At 61.9% G+C, this 18,060-nt stretch carries 16 protein-coding genes; 7 read left to right on the plus strand and 9 right to left on the minus strand.

Features of this window, described 5'->3' with window-relative positions; genetic code table 11:
• Positions 1–7: 7 nt before the first annotated feature.
• Positions 8–2,272 (plus strand): DNA topoisomerase IV subunit A, encoded by a 2,265-nt coding sequence (gene parC, locus ACVHNU_RS27630; RefSeq protein ID WP_003221074.1) that lies wholly within the window; start codon positions 8–10, stop codon positions 2,270–2,272.
• Positions 2,273–2,458: 186 nt separating this feature from the next.
• Complete coding sequence (locus tag ACVHNU_RS27635; protein WP_003221076.1) at positions 2,459–3,169, plus strand: PqiC family protein; 711 nt, start codon at positions 2,459–2,461, stop codon at positions 3,167–3,169.
• Between the two features lie 252 nt (positions 3,170–3,421).
• Here ACVHNU_RS27635 and ACVHNU_RS27640 read toward each other — a convergent pair whose 3' ends face one another.
• On the minus strand, positions 3,422–4,939 hold the full coding sequence (locus tag ACVHNU_RS27640) for an AhpA/YtjB family protein (protein ID WP_003221078.1): 1,518 nt from the start codon (positions 4,937–4,939) through the stop codon (positions 3,422–3,424).
• A gap of 134 nt (positions 4,940–5,073) precedes the next feature.
• On the opposite strand from ACVHNU_RS27640, the gene serB reads away from it, so the two are divergent.
• Positions 5,074–6,288 (plus strand): phosphoserine phosphatase SerB, encoded by a 1,215-nt coding sequence (gene serB / locus ACVHNU_RS27645; RefSeq protein ID WP_400497650.1) that lies wholly within the window; start codon positions 5,074–5,076, stop codon positions 6,286–6,288.
• 136 nt (positions 6,289–6,424) lie between these two features.
• On the opposite strand, the gene ACVHNU_RS27650 is transcribed toward serB, so the two are convergent.
• Positions 6,425–8,179 (minus strand): molecular chaperone, encoded by a 1,755-nt coding sequence (locus ACVHNU_RS27650; RefSeq protein WP_473018677.1) that lies wholly within the window; start codon positions 8,177–8,179, stop codon positions 6,425–6,427.
• A 220-nt stretch (positions 8,180–8,399) separates the two neighbouring features.
• On the opposite strand from ACVHNU_RS27650, the gene ACVHNU_RS27655 reads away from it, so the two are divergent.
• Positions 8,400–8,801 carry a lectin OAA family protein gene (locus ACVHNU_RS27655; RefSeq protein ID WP_103485522.1) on the plus strand — a complete coding sequence of 134 codons (402 nt, stop codon included), beginning with the start codon at positions 8,400–8,402 and terminating at the stop codon, positions 8,799–8,801.
• A 60-nt stretch (positions 8,802–8,861) separates the two neighbouring features.
• Here ACVHNU_RS27655 and asd read toward each other — a convergent pair whose 3' ends face one another.
• From asd to ACVHNU_RS27670, 3 genes are read right to left on the minus strand one after another with little or no spacing between them, the layout of a single operon-like run.
• Positions 8,862–9,722, minus strand: a complete 861-nt coding sequence (gene asd / locus ACVHNU_RS27660) for an archaetidylserine decarboxylase (protein ID WP_003221083.1) — start codon at positions 9,720–9,722, stop codon at positions 8,862–8,864.
• Positions 9,722–10,555, minus strand: a complete 834-nt coding sequence (gene rhdA / locus ACVHNU_RS27665; RefSeq protein WP_103485521.1) for a thiosulfate sulfurtransferase — start codon at positions 10,553–10,555, stop codon at positions 9,722–9,724. Before rhdA ends, asd begins: the two co-directional genes overlap by 1 nt.
• Positions 10,556–10,597: 42 nt before the next feature.
• Positions 10,598–12,136 (minus strand): HDOD domain-containing protein, encoded by a 1,539-nt coding sequence (locus ACVHNU_RS27670; protein ID WP_473018678.1) that lies wholly within the window; start codon positions 12,134–12,136, stop codon positions 10,598–10,600.
• A 166-nt stretch (positions 12,137–12,302) separates the two neighbouring features.
• On the opposite strand from ACVHNU_RS27670, the gene motA reads away from it, so the two are divergent.
• Entirely contained in the window at positions 12,303–13,154 is an 852-nt protein-coding gene (gene motA / locus ACVHNU_RS27675) for a flagellar motor stator protein MotA (protein ID WP_007952169.1), read from the plus strand.
• A gap of 3 nt (positions 13,155–13,157) precedes the next feature.
• On the plus strand, positions 13,158–14,234 hold the full coding sequence (motB, locus tag ACVHNU_RS27680; protein WP_473018679.1) for a flagellar motor protein MotB: 1,077 nt from the start codon (positions 13,158–13,160) through the stop codon (positions 14,232–14,234).
• A gap of 52 nt (positions 14,235–14,286) precedes the next feature.
• Here motB and ACVHNU_RS27685 read toward each other — a convergent pair whose 3' ends face one another.
• The 4 genes from ACVHNU_RS27685 to rsgA all read right to left on the minus strand — a co-directional run bounded on the left by ACVHNU_RS27685 (position 14,287) and on the right by rsgA (position 17,391).
• Positions 14,287–14,778, minus strand: a complete 492-nt coding sequence (locus ACVHNU_RS27685) for a toll/interleukin-1 receptor domain-containing protein (RefSeq protein WP_473018680.1) — start codon at positions 14,776–14,778, stop codon at positions 14,287–14,289.
• Positions 14,778–15,737 (minus strand): caspase family protein, encoded by a 960-nt coding sequence (locus ACVHNU_RS27690; RefSeq protein ID WP_003221094.1) that lies wholly within the window; start codon positions 15,735–15,737, stop codon positions 14,778–14,780. The genes ACVHNU_RS27685 and ACVHNU_RS27690 overlap by 1 nt, the downstream gene beginning before the upstream one ends.
• A gap of 2 nt (positions 15,738–15,739) precedes the next feature.
• The gene (locus ACVHNU_RS27695) at positions 15,740–16,147 is read right to left on the minus strand and encodes a TIR domain-containing protein (RefSeq protein WP_003221095.1); all 408 of its coding nucleotides are present in this window, start codon (positions 16,145–16,147) and stop codon (positions 15,740–15,742) included.
• 212 nt (positions 16,148–16,359) lie between these two features.
• Positions 16,360–17,391 carry a small ribosomal subunit biogenesis GTPase RsgA gene (gene rsgA / locus ACVHNU_RS27700; protein WP_003221096.1) on the minus strand — a complete coding sequence of 344 codons (1,032 nt, stop codon included), beginning with the start codon at positions 17,389–17,391 and terminating at the stop codon, positions 16,360–16,362.
• A gap of 107 nt (positions 17,392–17,498) precedes the next feature.
• Between rsgA and orn the strand changes: the two genes are divergently transcribed.
• Positions 17,499–18,041: an oligoribonuclease gene (gene orn, locus ACVHNU_RS27705; RefSeq protein WP_003221098.1), complete on the plus strand. Its 543-nt coding sequence runs from the start codon at positions 17,499–17,501 to the stop codon at positions 18,039–18,041.
• The last annotated feature ends 19 nt before the right edge of the window (positions 18,042–18,060 follow it).

The following is an 18,060-nucleotide window of genomic DNA, read 5'->3' on the forward strand; positions in this document are numbered from 1 at the left end:
GGCCCGCATGAGCGACTCCCTTGATCTCAGCCTGGACGGTGTAGAACGCCGCTCGCTGGCTGACTTCACCGAAAATGCCTACCTCAACTACTCCATGTACGTGATCATGGACCGTGCTCTGCCGCATATCGGCGACGGCCTGAAACCGGTACAGCGGCGTATTGTCTACGCCATGAGCGAACTGGGGCTGGACGCCGATTCCAAGCACAAGAAATCGGCGCGTACCGTCGGTGACGTGCTCGGCAAGTTCCACCCGCACGGCGATTCGGCGTGCTACGAAGCGATGGTGCTGATGGCCCAGCCGTTCAGCTATCGCTACACGCTGGTCGACGGCCAGGGCAACTGGGGTGCGCCGGACGATCCGAAGTCCTTCGCGGCCATGCGTTACACCGAAGCCCGTCTGTCGCGTTATTCCGAAGTGCTGCTCAGCGAACTGGGCCAGGGCACCGCTGACTGGGGGCCGAACTTCGACGGCACCCTGCAGGAACCTTTGGTTCTGCCGGCACGTTTGCCGAACATCCTGCTCAACGGCACCACCGGCATCGCTGTCGGTATGGCCACCGATGTACCGCCGCACAACCTGCGCGAAGTCGCCACCGCTTGCGTGCGTCTGCTCGATGAGCCGAAGGCCACGGTCGAACAGCTCTGCGAGCACATTCAAGGCCCGGACTATCCGACCGAAGCGGAAATCATCACCCCGCGCGCCGACCTGCTGAAAATGTACGAAACCGGCAAGGGCTCGGTGCGCATGCGCGCCGTGTACCACGTCGAGGACGGCGACATCATCGTCACCGCGCTGCCGCACCAGGTCTCCGGGGCGAAAGTGCTGGAGCAGATCGCCGCGCTGATGCAGGCCAAACCGTCGAAAGCGCCGCAGATCGCCGACCTGCGTGACGAATCCGACCACGAAAACCCGTGCCGTATCGTGATCATTCCGGTCAACAGCCGCGTCGATCACGAAGCGCTGATGCAGCACCTGTTCGCCAGCACCGAGCTGGAGTCGACCTACCGGGTCAACGTCAACATCATCGGTCTGGACGGCAAACCGCAGCTGAAAAACCTGCGGGCATTGCTGGTCGAATGGCTGGAGTTCCGCGTGCTGACTGTGCGTCGCCGCCTGCAATTCCGCCTCGACAAGGTCGAACGTCGTCTGCACCTGTTGGACGGTTTGTTGATCGCCTACCTCAACCTGGATGAAGTGATCCACATCATCCGCACCGAGGAACACCCGAAAGCCAAACTGATCGAGCGTTTCGCCCTCAGCGAGATTCAGGCTGACTACATCCTCGACACCCGTCTGCGGCAGTTGGCGCGACTGGAAGAGATGAAACTGCGCGACGAGCAGGACGAACTGCTCAAGGAACAGGCCAAGCTGCAAGCCCTGCTGGGCAGCGAAGCCAAGCTGAAGAAGCTGGTGCGCACCGAGCTGCTGAAAGACGCGGAAACTTACGGCGATGACCGTCGTTCGCCAATCGTCGAGCGCGCTGAAGCCAAAGCGCTGACCGAGCACGATCTGCTGCCGAACGAGAAAGTCACCGTTGTCCTGTCGGAAAAAGGCTGGATTCGCTCGGCCAAGGGGCATGACATCGACGCCACCGGTCTGTCGTACAAGGCTGGCGACGGCTTCAAGACCTCGGCGGCGGGACGTTCCAACCAGTTTGCGGTGTTTATCGACTCCACCGGCCGCAGTTACTCGGTGGCCGCACACACCTTGCCATCGGCCCGGGGCCAGGGCGAGCCGTTGACCGGCCGCCTGACCCCGCCACCGGGCGCGACCTTCGAATGCGTGCTGATGCCGGAAGACGATGCGCTGTACGTGATCGCCTCTGACGCCGGTTACGGTTTCGTGGTCAAAGGCGAAGACCTGCAAGCCAAGAACAAGGCTGGTAAAGCTTTGTTGAGCCTGCCGAACAACGCCAAAGTCATCGCGCCGCGTCCGGTCGCCGATCGTGAACAGAACTGGCTGGCCTCGGTCACGACCGAGGGGCGCCTGCTGATTTTCAAAATCAGCGATCTGCCACAACTGGGCAAGGGCAAAGGTAACAAGATCATCGGGATTTCCGGTGAGCGCGTGGCCAGTCGCGAAGAATATGTCACGGACATCGCCGTGCTTCCGGAAGGCGCCACCTTGGTGCTGCAGGCCGGCAAGCGGACTCTGTCGCTGAAGGCCGACGACCTCGAACACTACAAGGGTGAGCGCGGACGTCGTGGCAATAAGCTGCCACGTGGCTTCCAGCGAGTAGATGCGCTGCTCGTCGAAAACCTCAATTAGGCGAGAACGCCATCCTAGAGAGCTCGATCTGCGATTTAACGCGTAGATCGACGCTTTGGCGCTGGAGTCGGAACGCATATTCACGGATGATATGGCCTTTCCAAACGCCGGCGTGGCCGAGCGTTCTTCATATTTATTGAGTATTTTCACTGTGGTCAGCCTTGTGGCGGCCACCTGGACGGGATGATGACTGCTCTGCGCCCCCTTATTTTCCTGCTCGCTGGCGTTTTGGGCCTGGCGGGCTGCAGCGTTCACCAGCCGGTGTCGCTGTATCAACTGGACAGTGGAAGTCCGGTTCAGCCTGCGCAAAGCGCAGGCATGGCGGTTTTGTTGGGTCCGGTAGTCGTGGCCGACTACCTGCAACGTGAAACCCTGCTGCAACGTCAGCCGGACGGCAGCCTGCAAGCCTCGACCGACGGTCGCTGGGCCGGCAGCCTTTCGTCGGATATCGATCAATTGCTGATGCGTCAGGTGGCCGGTCATCTTGACAGCCAGCGTGTGGTGCTGGCACCGGCCACGTTGGGCTTTACCCCGGATGTGCAGGTATTGCTGACCATCACGCGTCTGGACTCCGGTGAGAAGCAACCGGCGATCCTCGATGCCCAATGGCGTCTGATCGACCGTCGTGGTCAGGTGCGCGATAACCGCATCGTTCATCTGCAAGAGCTGCACGCCGGGACTACGGCTTCGCAGGTTCAGGCGCAGGGCATTCTGCTGCAGCGTCTGGCCGAGCAGTTGTCGGTGGCGCTCAAGCCATTGGCCAACCAGCCACCAGTGGCCGAAGCTCCGCGTAAAGCGGCGCCAAAACCGGCAGCGCCGGCGGCGGATGCCGATAAGCAACCGAAGATTCCGATGGCTTCGCCGATTCGCACCGATATGGAAGTGTTCCGCTTCTAAGGCTGAATCGAGTCAAACCCAAAGCCCGCCTTGTGCGGGCTTTGTCGTGTCTGGGGGCTGGAAATCTTTGCCGTCAGTGCGGGCCTCTTCGCGAGCAAGCTCGCTCCCACAGGTCTTGTAGGTGTTCACAAGGTCTGTGGCAGCAACCGTCCACTGTGGGAGCGAGCTTGCTCGCGAAAGGGCCGGTACAGGCAACAAAAAAGCCCGCAGACAATCACTCGTCTGCGGGCTTCTGTGCATCTGGCCTAAGGCTTACGCCCGGCGCTCATGCATCCGCGCCAGTTGCCGCTCCAGCATCGACGGATAAGGCTCCATCAACCGCTCGACACAGCAGGCCCCCTCAGGGCTGGCGATCGGGCGGATCCGCGCACGCTGGCGAATCAGCGCATCATCACCGATCTTGCGCTCGACCAGCAGCAGGTTGCGGCTGTGTTGCGACAGGGCCAGGGCATCCTGAGCCGAATCGGTCAGCAGCAGGTCGATCTGGCTCAGACCGAACAGGTCATCGCCCAGGGTCAGGCCCAGTTGCAATTGCAGGGTGATGCCGCTGTCGGCGACTTCGATCTGCAACTGATGACCCAGCGCCCGCAGCAACTCGCCGCAGCAGATGGCGTTGGTCAGGTAGTCATCACCGCTGTCTTCGGTGTGGAACAGCATCAGTGTGCTGCCATCGTTCAGGGTTTCGATTTCGCCCTGATACAGCGAAGCGGCCTGGTCGAGGCAGTCGCGATAGCGCTCCAGCAACTCTTCCAGACGGGCACGCGGCAGGCGCCGCAATTGCTCTTGCGAACCCAACTGGATCGCCAGCACCGCGCTGTGTTGCGGCACGCTCGGGGTCGCCTGACGCGGGGCCGCTGGAGCGGCTTCGGTCAGCGACTCGTCGCGCAGATCGGCAAACGGGTCTTCGTCGTCATCATCGTCTTCAACGGTGCTGACCACGTGGCGCGGCGCAGGCTTTTGCGCGGCCATCGGGCGGGTTTCGTCAAAGCTCGGGTCACGCAGATTGCGTACCTCAAACTCTGGCTCATCCTCTTCCTCGAACTCGGGTTCCGGCTCGGGCTCGGGTTTTGGCGCAGGTTCCGGAGCGAAGTTGGCGTGCAGCTGACGCGCCAGATCACCGATCTCGTCCTGACGGTCGGTGGCCGGGGTGTATTCGTCGATGTTGCGCAGCCAGACGCGCAATTGCAGCAGCGGCGTCGACAGGTAGCGACCCATGCGCAGGCTCAGGGCCAGCGACAGGGCCAGCAGAATCGCGCTGAGAATACCCATGCTTTGCAGGCTGATGGTCATCGGCTGCTGGAACTGATCCATGTCCAGGCTGATGCGCAGTTGCCCGGCAGTCACGTCCTGGAAGGTGATCTTGCTCTCGTACATGCCCTCGGCTTCGCCCAGCAGGCTGTGCTTGGGGCGCTGACCGGATTCGGCGAGGATGCGGTTGTCCACGCTATAGATAGCGGCGTGTGCCACCAGCTTGTTCTTGGTCAGGTTGTTGAGCAGCACGTTGAGGCTGAGGATGTCGTTGGACACCAACAGTTCAGTGGCAGAGGTGGCGGTCTGCGTGGTCAGGCTTTCGCCCAGCGCATCGGCCTGCTCGTGCATGGCCTGCTTGAACTGCAAGCCCATCACCCCGGCATAGATCACCAGGGCCAGAGCGACCAGGATCACGTTATGGCTGGCAATGCGCAATGCAATCGGCACACGGCGGTGGCGCAGTGCACGGAAGATCAGCAGGAAGAAGTTATCGGTTTTAACTGGCGTGGGCCGGTTCACTGAGCTCGGCTCTTTTGTCCGTGAAGTTGACGCGCAGTATAGCGACAGGCCCTAGACCGGCAAAGCGCTCGCGGTGCCCGATGGTCACTGAAAGTGGGTAGAATGCGGTTTTTTTCCAGTTGCGGGGGTGCGCGTTGCGCGAAATCGTCCTGATTAACATCACGGGAGTCGACCGTCCGGGTCTGACTGCGGCCATTACCGGCGTTCTGGCCCAGGGTGGTGTGAACATTCTCGACATCGGTCAGGCGGTGATCCACGACACCCTGTCGTTCGGCATCCTGGTTGAAATTCCCGACTCCGAGCAAGGCAAAGCCGTGCTCAAGGACATTCTGTTCAAGGGCTACGAGCTTGAGCAGCAGGTGCGCTTCACCCCGGTGTCCGAAGAGGATTACCAGCAGTGGGTGGGCAATCAGGGCAAAAAACGCCACATCGTCACCCTGTTGACCCGCAAAGTGACCGCCGGTCAGTTGCAGGCTGTCAGTTCGATCACTGCCAAATATGGTCTGAATATCGATCATATCGACCGTTTGTCGGGTCGCATGCCACTGGACACGCCGGCCGACAAGGGCAAGGGCTGCATCGAGTTCTCCGTGCGTGGCGAAGCGGCTGATTCGCAGGCCCTGCGTGCCGAATTTCTCAGCGTTGCTCAGGAACTGAATGTCGACATCGCCTTCCAGGAAGATTCGCTGTTCCGTCGCAACCGGCGTCTGGCGGTGTTCGACATGGACTCGACCCTGATCGAAGCCGAAGTCATCGACGAACTGGCCAAGGCCGCCGGTGTCGGCGAGCAAGTCTCGGCCATCACCGAGCGCGCGATGGCCGGCGAACTGGATTTCCGCGCCAGCTTCAAGGAGCGCCTGGCGCTGCTCAAGGGCCTGGATGTCAGCGTGCTGGACTCGATCGGTGCTTCGCTGCGCCTGACCGAAGGCGCGGAAACCCTGTTCGCCGAACTCAAGCGCCTGGGCTACAAGACCGCGATCCTGTCCGGCGGCTTCACTTACTTCGCCAAACAGTTGCAGGCCAAACTCGGCATCGACTACGTGTTCGCCAACGAACTGGAAGTGGTCGACGGCAAGTGCACCGGCGTGGCCATCGAGCCGATTGTCGATGCGCAGCGTAAAGCAGATCTGCTGAAGGAACTGGCGCACAAGGAAGGCTTGTGTCTGGAGCAGACCATCGCTGTCGGCGATGGCGCGAATGACCTGCCAATGCTGGCGATTGCCGGCCTGGGTGTAGCGTTCCGCGCCAAGCCGCTGGTCAAGCAGTCGGCCAAGCAGGCGATTTCCACCCTTGGGCTGGATGGCGTGCTGTATCTGCTGGGCTTTCGCGATCGCGACGGGCAACTCTGAGCCTGAAACGGCCCCCTGTGGCGAGGGAGCTTGCTCCCGCTGGGGCGCGAAGCGGCCCCGCTCTTTAACTCAAGAGAGTGGGACTGCTGCGCAGTCCAGCGGGAGCAAGCTCCCTCGCCACAGTTTCTTTAAAGCTTCACAGCGATTTCCACAACGAGTCGAAATTCTCCTCGCCCCCGCCATTCTGCGCGGCTTCCAGCGAGCGATAGGCAAACTGATTGAAACTGTGCGTACTCGCCACCCGTCGATCCAGCCCGGCGCGGTGTTCTTCGCCGTGGGTGTTGATCAGCACTTTATTGCCTTCCTGAAACGGCAGGCGCGGGGCGAGCAAGGTCGCGGGCAGGTCGATGGCGCTGATCTCGGGCAGCAACAGGCCGCGCAAATAGTGGCTGTGATCGTCCCGCGAACGCACCAGTTGCAAGCCACAGGGTTCGGCGTGTGGCGCCACCAGCTCGATGCCCATTTGCGGCCCGCTGCCGCGTACCTGGCGAATCCAGCGCACCACCGCAATGCTCCAGCCCTGATTCGAGCTGTCCTGAATACCGACCATTTCCCCGGCCTGCAACTCGGCGGGCACGTCACTCGGCCACATCAGGCAATAGCCGCCGGGACTGTGGTTGATCACCGCTAACGTGTAGGTCGGGTAGTGTGGAGTGCTGCTGGCGTTGCTTTCATCGTCGCCCAAGTGCTCGTACTGGATTTCCTCGTACGGCAGCAATTCCTCAGCCGCGCTCAGCGGGGCGGCGTCGAAGGCCTGGCTCCAGCTGTCCTTTTCGCCCTGAACCACGGCGCGGCTGAAGTTCGCCGCGCGGGCGCCGGGATGTTTCAGCAGTTCGCTGAAAGTGCGCTCGCCGCCCAGATAAAAGTGCAGGGCGCTCATGCCCACGCACACGCTCAGGCTGCCCTGACCGATGGTGCGCTGAAAGCTGCGCTCGGCGGTATGTCCCCAACTCGCGTGCAAATGCTGCAGGGTATCGAGGCTTAGTCCTGTCGGGACGGGCAGCGGTGTCGACGTCTCTTGCTGCAGTAAATGCGCTTCGATCACGTTCACCAGCGGTTGCGGATCAAAGCCCTGCAGTACGCCCTGTTGTTCTTTGCGAAACATGCTGCGGTAACGCGGACCGGCGTCCAGTTCGGCGCTGATGGCGAACAGTCCATCGTCCGGTCTGCCGGGATGCAGCTTGAGCAGGGCGCTCCACGGTTCCAGCACTTCGCCCAGTCGGGCGATCTGGTTCTGACGCAATTGATTGCAACGGGCGCTGCCCAGCAGCAACGCGGCGATATAGGTCTGTTCCAGGCTCAGTTCGCTGCTCAGGCTCGCCAGATCGTCGGGCACCCGGCGCTGATGCAACTGCAATGCGCAAGCGCAGCGATACAGCTGATGCAACTCGAACCACAGATGCTCCGGCGGCGGGCTATACAGCTGCGTCGCGCGCAGCAGTTGCCCCTTGAGTGCATGCGCTGCCCGTTGCAGCGCCTGACTGACCAGCGCCGCACGATCCTTGTGATACTTGGGGACAATGCGCAAAACGATCTGCTTGTAGCCGATGGCCAGCTGACTTTGCAGCGCCTGGCACAGATTGCTGATCTTGCGCGAACGGTCATCGAGCATGATCGCCTGATGCAGGAAGTGCCGCTCCAGATGCTGGCAAACGAAATACACCTCGGGGCGCAGCAGCTCCAGGAGGTGCAGGCGATTGTCGCTGGGGGTAAGCAATTGGTTGAGTTCGCCCAGGCCCTGGTACAACTGGCGAGCGGTTTCGCCGATGTTGGCCTTGGGCAGGCCGGCGATCCAGCGCTTGAGGTCGCGCGGGGTGGCTTCGCAGAACGACAGGCGCGTTTGCGTCGGGATCGGGGCGCGCAGGGAGGGTTGGGGGCGTGACTCACTCATGCCGTGACTGGCTCCAGCGGCGAAATAGGCAACTCCGAGAACTCTAGCAGCTGTGATCCGTTTCGCCGGATGGCGGCAGGCTTTTTGACCGCTGGTCTGCTGGCCGGATGCCATTCGACAAGCCCTACTAGGCTCTCAGGCGTGCGATCGGAAACGCACGGTTGCACGGCCTGCCGTCAACCTCGGGCAGGTCTCCCGAAACTTCAAGGAGATGAGGTTCATGTCTAAATATGCAGTGGCAAATCAATGGGGCGGCAGTTCGGCACCGTGGCATCCGGGTGGAACCTGGGTGTTGGGCGGGCGGGACAACCAGAAAGTCGTCGCCATCGAGATCAAGTCGAGCGATGGCGGCAAAAGCTTCACCGGCACCATGACTTACGCCGGCGAAGGCCCGATTGGCTTCAAGGCGCAGCGCACCGGTCAGAATCAATACAACGTCGAGAACCAGTGGGGTGGCAATGATGCCCCATGGCATCCGGGCGGCAAGTGGGTGATCGGTGGTCGGGACAATCAGGACGTGGTCGCGTTGAGCGTCACTTCCAGCGATGGAGGGAAAAACCTCAGTGGCACCAATACCTACGCCAACGAAGGGCCGATCGGCTTCCGTGGGCAGATAGAGTAACGGCGCCTCCCAGGTCGTGTCCGCCCCTTCACAGACGTGTGAAAGGGCGGATCAGCCGGCTCAGGCAGTCGGCAGGGCCAGGGCCTGGCCCATCTGCACTGGCGAACCCGCCACCAGTTCTTCGGCCCACTTCACCTGATCCGGGCCAAACAGCACGATCGCCGTCGAACCCAGTTTGAAGCGACCCAGCTCCGCGCCTTTTTCCAGATGAATCGGCGCACGGGCGGCTTCGTCGTAGCGGAAGGTTTTCAGTTCGCGCTTCGGTGGGGTGACCAGACCGGCCCATACGGTTTCGATCGACGCGACGATCATCGCGCCGACCAGTACCACGGCCATCGGCCCGCGCTCGGTGTCGAAGATGCACGCCACGCGCTCGTTGCGGGCGAACAGTTCCGGGACGTTTTCGGCAGTGGTCTGGTTGACCGAGAAGATCCGGCCCGGGATGTAGACCATTTCGCGCAGAGTGCCGGCCAGCGGCATGTGCACGCGGTGGTAGTCCTTCGGCGACAGGTAAATGGTGGCGAAGTCGCCGCCCATGAATGGCGCGGCATTGGCGGCGTCACCGCCGAGCAGTTCCAGCACGCTGAAGCTGTGGCCCTTGGCCTGGAACACGCGACCGTGTTCGATCGGGCCGAGCTGGCTGACTGCACCGTCGGCCGGGCTGAGGATTGCGCCCGGGGTCTGGTCCAGTGGCCGCGCGCCGTCCTTCAGGGCACGGGTGAAGAACGCGTTGAAGTGCTCGTAGGCGGTCAGGTCTTCAACCAGTGCTTGCGACATGTCCACTTGATAACGCTTGGCGAACCACTGGGTGAAGGCATTCTTGAACCAGCGCACGCGGCACTCGGCAACGCAACCGGCCAGGCGCGACAGCAAGTGATGAGGCAGCAGGTACTGGCTGAGGATAAACAGACGCTCTTTCATTAGTTGTCCTTAGAACCTTGAATCTCGACAGGCGTATCAGGGTGGTTGCCCCATTCGCCCCAGGAACCGGCGTAGCCCTTGACCCGCGGATAACCGAGGGATTTGGCCACCAGATAAGTGAAGCCCGACCGGTGATGGGTCTGGCAGTGGGTAATGATTTCTTTGTCCTTGGTGATCCCGAGGTCGTCGAGGATCTGCGGCATATCCGTGCGAATCCGCAACTGACGCGCCTTGTCCATGCCGGCGGTCCACTCGAAGTTCACCGCACCGGGGATGTGTCCGGCCTTGGCCGCCAGCACCTTCTCGCCCGAATATTCCAGCGGCCCGCGCGCATCCCAGATCGCCAGATCGGCGGCGCCGAGACGGCTTTGCAGGTATTCGCGGGTGGCCGTCGGCTCGTCGTGCAGGGTCAGCGCCACCGGGCCGCCCACCGCAGGCGGAACCTGGATCGACATCGGCATGCCCGCTTCCAGCCACGCCGGCAGACCGCCGTCGAGGTAGTGGTACTTGTCGTGACCGATCACGTCGAGCAACCAGATGAAGCGTCCGGCCCAGCCACCGCCTTCGTCGTCATAGACCACGTAGACCGCGTCCTGGCGATGGCCCAGTTCACCGAACAGGGCTTCCAGATCGGCCTTGGCTGGCAGCAATCCCGGCGCCGGCGGCTGGCCGAGCTGGGTGCGCTTCGGATCGACAAAGCGTGCGCCTGGCAGATGGCCCTCGGTATAGCGGGCGGCACTGGTCAGGTCCACCAGAATCAGTTCGCTGGCATCCAGCCGAGGGAGCAGGTCGCTCGGTTCGATGACGAGCGGCAAGCCAGAGAAGTCAGACATGTGAGGTCTCCAGAGCACAAAGGGGGGGATTGTAGCGCAGCCTCATCGGCCACGGCTGCTAAAGCTGTGCAGGGCCTTTTCGATGCACTGCGCGGTTTTGGCGAAAGCCTGCACGCTGATGTCGGCGAACGGCCCACCGCCCTGGTCGGCGACGACGATCATGATCACCCGGCCGTTATTGACCAGCGAGCGCAGGAACAGGTGTTCGCCGCGAAACAGTGTGCGCAGGCCTTGCGGCAGCAGCGCGGAGAATTGCGCGTTGTTCTCGGGGTTGATCCGCACCTGTGCCTGCTGCGCGAGCAACCGTTGCAGAACTTTGCTCTGGCTGACGACAAAATTCAGCGCGGCGGCTTCCTTCGGCAAACCGAAGGTCTGGTGCACCCGCAGATTCGATTGCGTGCGGTCGGCCATCAAAATCATCACCCGGCGCATGCCACTGGCGACCAGCGCATCACGCGCGGCGACGGTCAGGCTCATGGCATTGGTGAAGCGGCTCGGCTCGGCCAGCAGTTCGGCGCATTGCCGGCGCCATTGAGTCAGATCCTCGGCACTCGGCGCGGCCGCCGGCAGCATCCCGGCCGGCAACCGATGGGTGCCCCACGGCCATAATAATGAAACGGCCGGGTGCCACAGATCGGGCATTGCATGCTGGCGCGCACTGTTGGCCGCTTGCTGGTGCAACTGCTGCTGCACCTCGTCCATCGAGATTTGCAGATAGAGGCTGGTCAGGTACTGCCAGCGCTCGCTGTGCGGACTGTCCCAGGCCTGTTGCGCCGACAGCGCCAGGCCGTTGGCCAGCAACACGGTGTTGGCCGGCTGGTTGAGCCAGCGGCGCAGGGTCGGATCGTCGTCGAGGCGATTCTGCTGGCGCAGCGGATGCTCGCTGTCGCGGGCGATGCGCAGGACTTTCACCAGTTCGCGCTGTTCGCTGAGCAGCAGTTTATAGCCTTGCTGCACCCAGATCGGCAGGTGCCAGACCTGGACCAGCGCCTCGGCGATCTTCAGCAGGCGCACGCCAAACAGTTGCTTCTCGACGATCGGGGCCGATTCGCCTTTGTGGATAACCCGCACTTCCCACTCTTCGAGCAATTCTGGAAACGTCAGCGCCAGCGGCCATAACGGCGAGAGAAACAACAGGCTGCCCCAATGAATGTCCTGCCACAGGCGCGCGAGGCGACTGGCGAAAAAACCGTTGGCCTGTTGCGTGGCGTGCTGGCTGATCATCTGCAGTTGGCGCAGCGCCTTGGGGATCTGCATCTGCGGTTCGACGGGAAGACGCGCGAGCAATTCTTCGGTACGCGCAAGGCCCAGACGGTTGATCGCCACCTCGAGATTTTCCGCCGGTGCGGTCATCGTGCCGAGGGTGTGACGATTGGCCTCACGGATGATGCTCAAGGCCAGCGCGGGGCTGTCCTGCATCAGGTCGGCGATGTCGCGCAGCGAGCTGCGGTTGTCGCGGATCGCCCGGCAAACCTTGTCGTGGGCCTCTTGCGGCACGGGCAGGCGCACGCCATCGAGCAGCTTGACCCAGCCCTCGAGCGTGGTCGGTTTTACATGTGGGACGTTCGTTTCATTAGCCATGTCTGGACGAGATCTTCACTGACTGTAGACGCGCCCGGCATGGGCTAAATTGGCTTTTCGCCTGAACTGGCTATAGTCTGGCGCAGTTTTGCCGATAAGTAGAAGAAGAGATTTTTTAACTTCCGAATATGACCTTGAACCCGACTCAGTAAGTACTTTCCTACCTATGGCTAAAATTATCGGCATCATCGTCGTATTCGCGAGCGTGCTCGGCGGATACGTGCTCTCCCACGGCAAAATTGCCGCCCTGATCCAGCCCTTCGAGGTGATGATCATCGGTGGTGCGGCCCTCGGTGCATTCCTGCAGGCCAACCCCGGTTACATGACGATGCACGTGCTCAAGAAATCCCTGAGCATGTTCAGTTCGCGCTTCAGCCACACGTTCTATCTGGAAGTGCTCGGCCTGATCTACGAGATCCTCAACAAGAGCCGCCGCGAAGGCATGATGGCCATCGAAGGCGACATCGAAGACGCTGCCGCGAGCCCGATCTTCGCCAAGTACCCGGCCGTGCTCAAAGACGAGCGCATGACCGCGTTCATCTGCGATTACCTGCGCATCATGTCCTCCGGCAACATGGCTCCGCATGAGCTGGAAGGTCTGTTCGACATGGAGCTCTACAGCCTCAAGGAAGACCTCGAGCACCCGTCCCATGCGGTAAACGGCATCGCCGACGCCATGCCCGGTTTCGGTATCGTCGCGGCGGTACTGGGTATCGTGGTGACCATGGCTTCGCTGGGTGAGGGCGATCAGAAATCCATCGGCCTGCACGTGGGTGCGGCACTGGTCGGTACCTTCTTCGGTATTCTCGCGGCCTACGGTTTCTTCGGTCCGTTGGCGCATTCCCTGGCGCACGATGCCAAGGAAGAACTGAACGTCTACGAAGCCATCAAGGCCTCGCTGGTGGCTTCGGCTTCCGGCATGCCGCCATCGCTGGCCGTGGAGTTCGGGCGCAAGGTTCTGTACCCGGCGCACCGTCCAAGCTTTGCCGAGCTGGAACAAGCCGTTCGCGGTCGTTAAGCCATGGAAAATAATCAGCCGATAATCATCAAGCGCGTCAAGCGCATAGCCGGTGGGCACCACGGCGGGGCGTGGAAAATCGCCTTCGCCGACTTCGCCACGGCGATGATGGCGTTCTTCCTGGTGTTGTGGCTGCTGTCCACCGCAACGCCTGAGCAGAAGATCGCCATCGCCGGTTACTTCAAGGATCCGGTCGGCTTCTCCGAAAGCGGTACGCCGTACATCATCGATCTGGGCGGCACGCCGACCCTGGCGCCGGAAAACACCCTCAACCCTGAGGTAAAGTCGCAGCCGCAACCGGACAAGGTCACGGTCGACACCGAGCAGGTCGAAGGCATGGCCGAGCAGGTCGAGAAAGAGCGCCTGGAACTGTTGCTGCAAGAACTGCAGAACAAGGTCAACGAGAACCCGCAACTGCAGAAGTTCAAGGACCAGATCCTGTTCGAGATCACCCCGAACGGCTTGCGTATCCAGATCATGGACGCCGAGAACCGGCCGATGTTCGACTCAGGTTCCGCACGCCTGAAACCTTACTTCGAAGACATCCTGCTGGCCATGGCCGACACCATCAAAGCGGTGCCGAACAAGATCAGCATCAGTGGCCATACCGACGCCAAGCCGTACACCGGCACCGGCGATTTCGGCAACTGGGAACTCTCGGCCAACCGTGCCAACGCCGCGCGGCGTGCACTGGTTGCCGGCAGCTATCCGGACGGGCAAGTGGCGCGGGTGGTGGGTTATGCCTCGTCGGCGCTGTTCGACAAGGAAGATCCGTTCAACCCTGTCAACCGCCGCATCGACATCGTGGTCCTGACCAAGAAGGCCCAGGCCGCCATCGAAGGCTCGCAAGGTGCCGAACCGGCCAAGCCCGCCGCCGAAGGCCAGAACGGCGCCGCTCCGGCAACGCCGGTCGATCCGAACGCGCTGCCGGCAGATCAGCAACCAGTGCCGGCGCACGAGTTGCGTGAACGCCTGAACCTGTTCGATGACGCCGCACCAAAACCGGCCGCGCCGGGGACTGCGGCGCCCGCGCCGGCGGCTCCACCAGCCGCCGCACCGGCCCCCGCGCCGAAGCAGTGACCGACAAAAAAGCCGACAGCGATGTCGGCTTTTTTGTGGCTGTCGATTGACCTCAGAACCCGCGACGAATCCGGTTCTTCAGCCCCTCATGGAACATCTCGGCATTGATCTTGTTCGCACTGCGCGTCGATTGATTGCCGGTCACCGAGTCGAGCGTCATCGAGCGTTTGATCGTGCCTTCGCTGCGATAGGCCTCGATGAAGAAATCGACATCCGTGGGCGTGCTCAGCTTCGGCCACTTGTCCAGGTATTCCGGCAGTTGCGCCTGCCCGGTGCGGAACGAGCAGATCCGCCGATTGCTGATCGTCGCTTCGCCGATTTCGAATGGCACCCACCACGACAACGCGGTTTTCTCCGACACCACCGCCAGCAGGTGCGTGCATTCGGTGATGTTGCGCGTGATGACCCCGGTGATGTCGTCGGTGGTCTGCGATTCCGGGTCGAGCACGTCGAGGTAGGTCTTGATGTTGGCCTGCATCAATTGGGCATTGATCGCTATGGCCTGCGGGCGATCCATGTGGCGGTAGCTGATGAATACGGGCATCAGAAGTGTCCTTTTATGGCGAGTTCGCGGTAATAGGCGCCGAGCGCCGTGAGACGGCAGCCAGTGGAGTGAATGGCCGCGTAATACATGTGTTCGGCGTCGACCGGTTCGATCAGGCTGTGGCGGTTGCACTTTTGCAGTTGGGCGAAGACCTCGCCGTGCTCCGGGTCGAATGTGGCCTCGGTGGGTTCGTAGCTGGGGGCGAGGCGGAACGTCGATTCGGCTTCGGCAAACCATTCCGGCAGTTTGCGCAGGATCTCCTTGGGGATCAGCGGCGAGACTTCGCGCAGGGAGATGAACTGCGAGACGTTGGTCTTGAACACCGGGCGCTGCTCCCAGGCGTCGAGTGCGTTGTCGACGAAGGAATACAGGCTGCCCGGGGTGATCTTGCCGAGGATGTTCGCCGCACCGCCGTGCAGGGCCTGCAACAGTAAACCGGTGAACACGCCGTGTTGCGCACCTTCCAGGGCCGGCTCTTCCTTTTTGCAGGCGGTCAGGATGGTCATGCCTTCGCCGACCACGCTGCTTTCGCTGCGCAAGGCGCGCACTTCGCCGGCCGCGCCGCTCTGGCAGCAGTCGAGGATGATCACTTTGTTTTTGATTTTCGTGGCTTTGGCGGCCCAGTTGAGAATGTCGCTGATGCGGATGCCGTCCTTGGCGCTGCGATAGTCCTGCGGCAGGAGCATGCCTTCATCGTTGTCGCTGTCGAAGCCGCCGTGCCCGGCGAAGTACAGCAGGGCGACGTTGCAGTCGCCGGAGAACAGCTCGCGAATCTGGTCTTCGAGCTTGCCTCGGCCGAGGTCGTCTTCAGCCGAAGTCAGCACCACGTTTTTGAAGTTGGGGTCACCGTTGGCGTCGGTTTTCAGCACGGACGCCATGGCCATGGCGTCGTTGCAGCAACCGCTCAAGGGTGAAACGTGCGAGTAGTGGTTGATGCCGATAAACAGTCCCTTGCGCATGTTTACACCGCCGTGTGCTGACGGATCGCACCGATGATGCTGTTGGTGTTCCACGCGCACTCGGCGTGTGCCGCCTCACGTACCACCGTGGAAATACGCTCGGCGCCGAACGGCTTGATCGCGATGATCACTTTGCCCATGCGTTTGGCGATCTCGATTTCCTTGTTGATCCACTTGCTGTAGGTCGAATACATCCCGGCCATGATCAGCACCGCCGAGCACGGACGAATCTTGTTTTCGATGGCTTCCTCGAGCTGCTTGTCGGTCTGCGCGCCCATGATCGGGTTGTGCGGCGGCACGGAAAAATTCTTGAAGCTGAAATCTGCCTTGGCGCCGAGCAGGCGCACCAGATTGTCGTGGGCGTGGGCGTAGTTCCACGAATGGCTGATGAACAAATGGTAGGTCTGCATGGGGTTCCTCGAAGGTCGCGAAGGTGCGAAGGAACAACCCAATTTAGGCATCTCTAAAGTGCCCGCAAGGTCTGCGCGCGGAAAGAGAAAGGTCCTGCAGGCAGGCGCGAGCAGGCCTGTCAGAAAGGTCTGACGTTTAAACGGTCGGGGGATGTGTCAGGCGTGGTCCGACATCCGGCAGCCCTCGGACGAGGGGCTGCCGGTGCAGATGTTTAGTAGCCGTTTTCCGGCAGGCTGGCGATGATCGAGCGGTAGCTGTTCATCCGTTGCTGCTGCACGCGGCCATCTTCCAGGGCCTTGAGCAGGGCGCAACCCGGTTCGCGATCGTGCTTGCAGTCGCGGAAGCGGCAGGTGCCGAGCAGGTCGTTGAACTCGATGAAGCCGGCTTCGACGTCGGCGCGGCTGACGTGGCCCAGGCCGAACTCACGGATACCCGGGGAGTCGATCAGCTCACCGCCGCCAGGGAAGTGGAACAGGCGCGCGGTGGTCGTGGTGTGCGTGCCCTGACCGGACAACTCCGACAGCGGGCCGACACGGGTTTCGACTTCCGGCAACAGGCTGTTGACCAGCGACGACTTGCCGACCCCGGACTGGCCGACGAACACGCTGATGCGGCCGTCGAGCTGCTTCTGCAACTGTTCCATGCCGTTGCCGTGATGCGCGGAGACTTCCAGCACCGGATAACCCAGCGTGCGGTACACCGCCAGCAGCGCGTTGAGCGCCGGGGCGTTCTGCTCGTCGATCAGGTCGAACTTGTTCAGCAGCAGCAACGGGCGGATGCCGGCGTGTTCGGCGGCGACCAGGTAGCGGTCGATCAGGTTGGCGTGCGGTTCGGGCAGCGGTGCGAAGACGATGACGATCATGTCGACGTTGGCAGCGACTGGCTTGAGCTGGCCACGGCTGTCCGGGCGGCAGAGTTCGGTGCTGCGCGGCAGTTGCGCGACGATCACCCCGATGCCCTGGTTGCCGGCGCGCCAGACCACCCGATCACCGGTCACCAGTGCCGGCAGATTGGCGCGCAGGTGGCAACGGAAAACCTGGCCGGCCTGTTCGCCGTCCACGGCCTCGACTTCGACCTGCACACCGAAGTGGGCGATCACCAGGCCGTGTTGCTCGGGGCCCAGGTCGCCGCCCTCGAGGGCTTCGACCGCCGAGGACTCGCGTTTGGCGGCGCGCGCGGCGCGCTCGCCTTGAATCTTTTCGATGCGCCAGTTTTGACGACGATTGAGTTGGCGTTTGGCCATGGGTGTTCCGTCTGAAGAATGCAGCGATTAGGTAAAACGGCCGCGAGTTTAGCACGCCCGGGCACCGGCCTAGGCTAAACTGCGCAGCATTGCCTAGGAGCCCGAATATGCAAAACCCGCAGAACCTGATCTGGATCGACCTGGAAATGACCGGTCTGGATCCGGAAAACGACGTCATCATCGAAATGGCCACCATCGTCACCGACAGTGACCTGAACACCCTGGCCGAAGGCCCGGTGATCGCCATTCACCACAGTGACGAAGTGCTCGCCCGCATGGACGAGTGGAACACCCGCACCCACGGCAACTCGGGCCTGACCCAGCGTGTGCGTGACAGCCGTATCAGCATGGCCGAGGCCGAGGCCGAAACCATCGCTTTCCTCGAGAAATGGGTACCGAAGGGCAAGTCGCCGATCTGCGGCAACAGTATCTGCCAGGACCGCCGCTTCCTTTATACCCACATGAAGGCGCTGGAAAGCTACTTCCACTACCGCAACCTCGACGTGTCGACGCTCAAAGAGCTGGCCGCACGCTGGGCACCGGACGTGCGCGACAGCTTCAAGAAGGGCAGCACTCACTTGGCACTGGACGACATCCGCGAATCGATCGCCGAGCTGCAGCACTACCGCAAGCATTTCATCAAGTTCTGATTGAGGGGTGTCTGCCCTG

It is taken from the genome of Pseudomonas sp. Ors-4-3C (assembly GCF_055755035.1).